The sequence below is a fragment of the Pseudokineococcus basanitobsidens genome (assembly GCF_037482545.1).
Lineage (GTDB): Bacteria > Actinomycetota > Actinomycetes > Actinomycetales > Quadrisphaeraceae > Pseudokineococcus > Pseudokineococcus basanitobsidens.
Genome location: NZ_JBBIAA010000028.1, coordinates 31818 through 36959, shown reverse-complemented (window position 1 = coordinate 36959; position 5142 = coordinate 31818). Strand labels below are relative to the sequence as shown.

Sequence of the window (5142 nt, the reverse complement as noted above, 5' to 3'; positions counted from 1 at the left end):
CTCGCCAGCTGGGAGGCCGGGCGCTCGTCGCTGCACGACGGGCGCGTCGTCGACGACCTGCTGGCGGTGCCCGCCGCCTGAGCGGCGCGCGGGCCGGGCGGCTGCGTGGGTCCGGGCGCAGACGAGCGGCGCTCCCGCCCGGCACGGCGGCTCACCCCTCGCGGGCCGCCCAGAGCAGGCCGCGCTCGATGAGGGTGCGGACGTGCGGCTCGCGCACGACGTCCATGTCGTGCCCCGGCGTGCAGACGAAGACGCGTCCCTCGCCCCACTGCCGGGTCCAGACCGCCGGCGAGGTCACGGGCCGATGCCACGGGTCCCACGGCCGCACCGCCTGCGTCGTCGTGGCGAGCACGTCGCAGAGGTCGTCGGTGAGCACCCAGTACTGCTCGGTGACGAGGTCGAAGTCGCCGACGCCCGCGGTGACCGGGTGGTCGGCCGCGGCCGGCAGCATCTCCACGCGGTAGGGCACGTAGTTGTCCTGCGGCCCGCCCTCGCGCTCGTCCTCGGGCTTGCCGGGGTGGCAGGCGAACTGGCCGCCGACGAGGTGCAGGTAGTCCGAGGACGCCCGGTAGGAGTCGGCGATGCCGCCGTGCCAGCCCGCGAGGCCGGTGCCCGCCGCGACGGCGGAGCGCAGGCCCGCGAGCTCGTGCGCCTCGATGCTCGACATCGTCATGCACTGCACGACGAGGTCCACGCCGGCCATGTAGCCGGCCTCGGCGTACACCGCGGTGGACCCCGTCTCCACCCGGACGTCGAAGCCGTGGGCCTCCAGGTGGGGGACGAAGAGGTCGGTGGCCTCGACAGGGTGGTGCCCGTCCCAGCCGCCGCGCACGACGAGGGCGCTGCGGTCAGCCACGGGTCGACTCCCGCCCCGCCGACGCCGAGAGGTCGACGAGCCCCGGCACCGCCGCCGGGCGCTCGCACGTCGTGGTCGTGGCCGCACCGGTGCCCGAGGCCGCGGCCTCCTCGAGGCAGGCCATGACGTCGACGACGTGGAGGGCCAGCTCGGCGCTCGCGCGGTGCGGCTCGCCGGCCCGCAGGGCCAGGGCCAGGTCCGCGAGGCCGTGCCCGCGGCCCGCCCCGAGGTAGCCGGCCCGGAGGCCGACGTCCTCCCAGACGTGCCCGCGCAGCGGCTGCTCGCCGGCGCGGGCGACCTCGACGACGCCGTCGAAGTAGTTCGGGTCCGGTACCGACAGCGACCCCTCGCTGCCGTGCACCTCGAGGTTGGGCAGGTGCGCCGCCCAGGCGTCGAAGCTCATGACGAGCGTCGTGAGGGCACCGGAGGCGTGCTCGAGGACGCCGGTGACGTGGGTGTCGACGGTCACCGGCACGCGCTCGCCCTCCCGCGGGCCCGAGCCGACGACGCGTTCCTCCCGCGAGCGCGTCGACGCCCCGGTGACGCGGACGACGGGACCGAGCAGGTGCACCAGCGCGCTCACGTAGTAGGGCCCCATGTCCTGCAGCGGGCCGCCGCCGGGCGCGTAGTAGAAGTCCGGCTGCGGGTGCCAGCGCTCGTGCCCGGGCGTCGTCATGAACGCCGTCGCGGCGTGCGGCACGCCGATCGCCCCGTCGTCCACGAGCGCCCGGGCGGTCTGGACGCCGGTCCCGAGCACCGTGTCCGGGGCGCACCCGACCCGCAGCCCCGCCTTCTCGGCCGCCCGCAGGACCGAGCGCCCGTCCTCCCGCGAGGTCGCCAGCGGCTTCTCCCCGTAGACGTGCCGGCCGGCCGCGAGCGCCTGCCGCGCGACGTCGGCATGGCCGGCGGGCAGCGTGAGGTTCAGGACGACGTCGACCTCGTCGTCCGCGAGCAGCGCCTCCAGCCCCAGCGCCCGCGCGCCGGCGTGCTCGGCCGCGAGCGCCTCGGCACGTCCCGGCACGGCGTCCGCCACCGCCGCGACCCGCAGCTGCGGCAGCCGCCGCAGGGTCTGCGAGTACTGGGCGCTGATGAACCCGGCGCCGACGACGCCGACCCGCAGCGGGCTGCCGTCGTCGGGCCGTCCGGGGTCGGCGCGGCGCGGAGGTGCCCCTCCGGGGTCGGGCGGCTCGGGGTCGTGCTCCGTCATCGGGTCCCTCCGGCGGTGGCTGCGGCCGTGCGGTGCGGTGTCCTCACGGGTGGCCGGGACCGGCCTCGTCCGGACGCGGTCGGTCCTCGGGGTGGGCGCGGACGGCGAGCAGGGCGACGTCGTCCCCGCCGCCGTGCCCGCCCACCATGTCCTCCAGCACGGCGTCCACGAGCTCCTCGAGCCCGAGCCCGGCGTGGCGGGAGAGCGTGCGGCAGAGCTCGTCCATCCCCTCCCGGACCGGGCGGTCCCGGCGCTCGACGAGGCCGTCGGTGTAGAGGAGCAGCGTCGAGCCCTCGGGCAGGACGCACTCGTGGTCGTGGCGCGGCGTGCCGGTGCGGACGCCGAGGAGCAGGTCGCTGCCCTCGTCGAGCAGCCGGGCGGTCCCGTCGGCCTCGAGCAGCGCCGGGGGCAGGTGGCCGGCGCTGGACCAGCGCAGCCGCCGGGCGCCCACGGCGGCCTCGCCGGCGCTCTGCTCGACGCGCGCCAGCAGGACCGTCGCGAGGGCGGGCACGTGCAGGTCGTGCATCGCCTCGTCGACCCCCGACAGGACGGTGCTCGGAGGCTCCACGAGCGCCCAGGCGAGCGAGCGGGTGAGCGAGCGCAGCTGCCCCATCGACGCGGCGGCGCGCATGTCGTGGCCGACGACGTCGCCGATGACGAGGTGCGTCGCGCCGTCGGGCAGGACCACCGCGTCGTACCAGTCCCCGCCGACCTGGGCGCCGTCGGCGGCGGGCACGTAGCGGGAGACGAGGTGCAGGTGGTCCGGCTGCGGCATCGCCGTGAGCATCGCCTCCTGGAGCACGGTGGCGGTGGACCGCTGGTCGGCGAGCAGCTGGGCGCGGGCGACGGCCTGGGCGGTGTAGCGCGTCAGCGCGCCGACGACCTCGCGCTCGGCCGGGTCCGGCAGCACGGGCTGCGGCCAGCCGAGGACCAGGGCGCCGAGCACGCGCCCGCCGACCGCGAGCGGCAGCACCGCGGCGGCGCCACCGCCGTAGCCCGGGCCCAGGTCGCTGAGCGGGTGGGCCGCCAGCAGCCCCGCCTCGTCGGGGACCAGCACGGCGACCCGCGACGCCACCACCGCGGCGACGACGTCCCGGGGGTCCAGGCGTCGTTCGCGGTGGCCGCCGTCGCCCCCGTCCTCGGCGGTCAGGCGCCGGCGCACGGGGTCGAGCACGTGCAGGACGGCGTGGTCGGCCCCCAGGCCGTCGCGCGCGAGGGGGGCGACGGCGGCCACCACGTCGGCGGGCGAGGACGTCTCCGCCAGGACCTCGGACAGGCGCAGCAGCACCCGCGAGCGCCGCTCGCTGCCGTCGGCGGCGGCCCGCGCCTGCTCGGAGGCCGCGAGCGCCTCCCGCGCCCGCTCGCGCAGCTGCCGCAGCGCCAGCTCGGAGGAGCACGCGGCGGCGAGGTCGCGCAGCACCTCGACGTCGCGCTCGGTCCAGTCCCGCGGCTGCCCGTCGACGGCGCACAGCGAGCCGACCACGTCGCCGTCGGCGTCGCGCAGCGGCATGCCCGCGTACGCCACGACGCCGAGGTCGGGGACCGCGAGGCTGCCGGCGAGCTCGGGGACGTCGCGCACGTCGCGCACGACGAGGGGCCCGGCGGTGGCGACGACGTGCTGGCACACCGAGTGGGTCAGCGGGGTCGACCGCCGCTCCTGCCACGGCGCCGGCAGCCCGAGGGCGCCCGGCAGGACCTGCCCGTGCGCGGTGACGAGCGAGACGAGGGCCGTGGGCACGCCCAGCTGGGCGCGCACGAGGCGGGCGAAGCGGTCGAAGGACGCGTCCGGCGTCGCCGGCACGGCCGTCGACGGGGGCAGCGGCCCTCCCCCCGCTGCGCCGCGCCCGTCGTCCACGCGGCAGATGATGCCCCGTCCCGCGCCGGCCGGTGCGGCGACCACCCGCTCCCGCGAGGCGCCCCGCGGGCGAGGGGCCGGGTCGAGCGGGGCCGCCGACCCGGTGGCCCGGTGGGTCACCGGTCCTGCTCGCGCCCCCGCGAGCCGATGAGGAGCCCATGGACGCAGTGGCGGTGGACCCGGCGGTGCTGCGGGCGGCGCTCGTGGAGAGCACGCCGGCGCTGGTCTGCGTCATCGGTGCGGACAGGCGCGTCCTGCTCGTCAACGCGGCGCTCGAGCGCTCCACCGGCTGGATGTCTGAGGAGGTGCTCGGCCGCAGCTTCTACGAGGTGTTCGCCGTCCCCCACGAGGCAGCCCTCGCCCGGGAGTTCGTCGAGGACGCCGTCCGGACCGGCGTCGCCCCGCCCCAGGAGGGGGACTGGCGGGACCGGTGGGGCGGCACGCGCCGCGTGTCCCTGCTCAGCAGCGTGGTGCGCGACGACGAGGGGCGGGCCGTGGGGGTCGCCTGCGTCGGCGTCGACGTCACCGCGCAGCGGCCCGAGGAGGCGCGGCTGCGCGAGGCCGCCGCCAGCGACCCGCTGACGGGCCTGCGCAACCGCACCGCCCTGCTGGCGGCACTGCAGGAGGCGCTCGCGGACCCGACCTCGGACGGCGTCGCCGTGCTGTTCTGCGACCTCGACCGCTTCAAGTCCGCCAACGACACGCACGGGCACGACGTCGGCGACCAGCTGCTCCGCGAGGTGGCGGCGCGGCTGCGCGGTGTCGTGGGGGAGCGCGACGTCGTGGCGCGCCTGGGCGGCGACGAGTTCGTCGTCCTCGCCCCCGGTGCCGGCGCGGGAGCGGCGTCGTCGCTGCGGCGCGCCGTCGAGGCCGTCCTGGCCGAGCCCTACGCCACCCCGCACGGCTGCGTCGCGCTCGGGGCCTCCGTGGGCGCGGCGCTCGGCCGGCACGGCGACGACGGCGAGCGCGTGCTCGCGGCCGCCGACCGGCACATGTACGGCATCAAGACCCAGCGCCGGCTGGAGCGCGCGCAACGCTGACCCCGGTCACCCCGGGCACCGGCCACACTGGCCGGCATGAGCGCGCCCGTGGACCTGAGGGCGGGCGGCCGGTCGCGGGCCGGCGTGCTGCGGACGACGCTGCACCGCGCTCGCCTCCCGGCGGCCCTGCGGCTGCCCGGGACGGTGGCGGTCCCGGGCACCCACCGCGCCCTGCGGGTCCCGG

The 5142-nt window shown here is 78.1% G+C and carries 4 protein-coding genes; 1 reads left to right on the top strand and 3 read right to left on the bottom strand.

The genetic code is table 11. From position 1 onward, the window contains the following. Window positions 1-151 precede the first annotated feature (151 nt). The 3 genes from WDZ17_RS15275 to WDZ17_RS15265 are packed head-to-tail and all read right to left on the bottom strand — an operon-like array spanning window position 152 to window position 3918. Window positions 152-856: a ThuA domain-containing protein gene (locus WDZ17_RS15275; protein WP_339576040.1), complete on the bottom strand. Its 705-nt coding sequence runs from the start codon at window positions 854-856 to the stop codon at window positions 152-154. Then, entirely contained in the window at window positions 849-2063 is a 1215-nt protein-coding gene (locus WDZ17_RS15270) for a Gfo/Idh/MocA family protein (protein WP_339576039.1), read from the bottom strand. Before WDZ17_RS15270 ends, WDZ17_RS15275 begins: the two co-directional genes overlap by 8 nt. A gap of 43 nt (window positions 2064-2106) precedes the next feature. Continuing rightward, window positions 2107-3918 carry a GAF domain-containing SpoIIE family protein phosphatase gene (locus WDZ17_RS15265; protein WP_339576038.1) on the bottom strand — a complete coding sequence of 604 codons (1812 nt, stop codon included), beginning with the start codon at window positions 3916-3918 and terminating at the stop codon, window positions 2107-2109. A 158-nt stretch (window positions 3919-4076) separates the two neighbouring features. Between WDZ17_RS15265 and WDZ17_RS15260 the strand changes: the two genes are divergently transcribed. After that, window positions 4077-4958, top strand: a complete 882-nt coding sequence (locus WDZ17_RS15260) for a diguanylate cyclase domain-containing protein (RefSeq protein WP_339576037.1) — start codon at window positions 4077-4079, stop codon at window positions 4956-4958. Window positions 4959-5142: the final 184 nt, after the last annotated feature.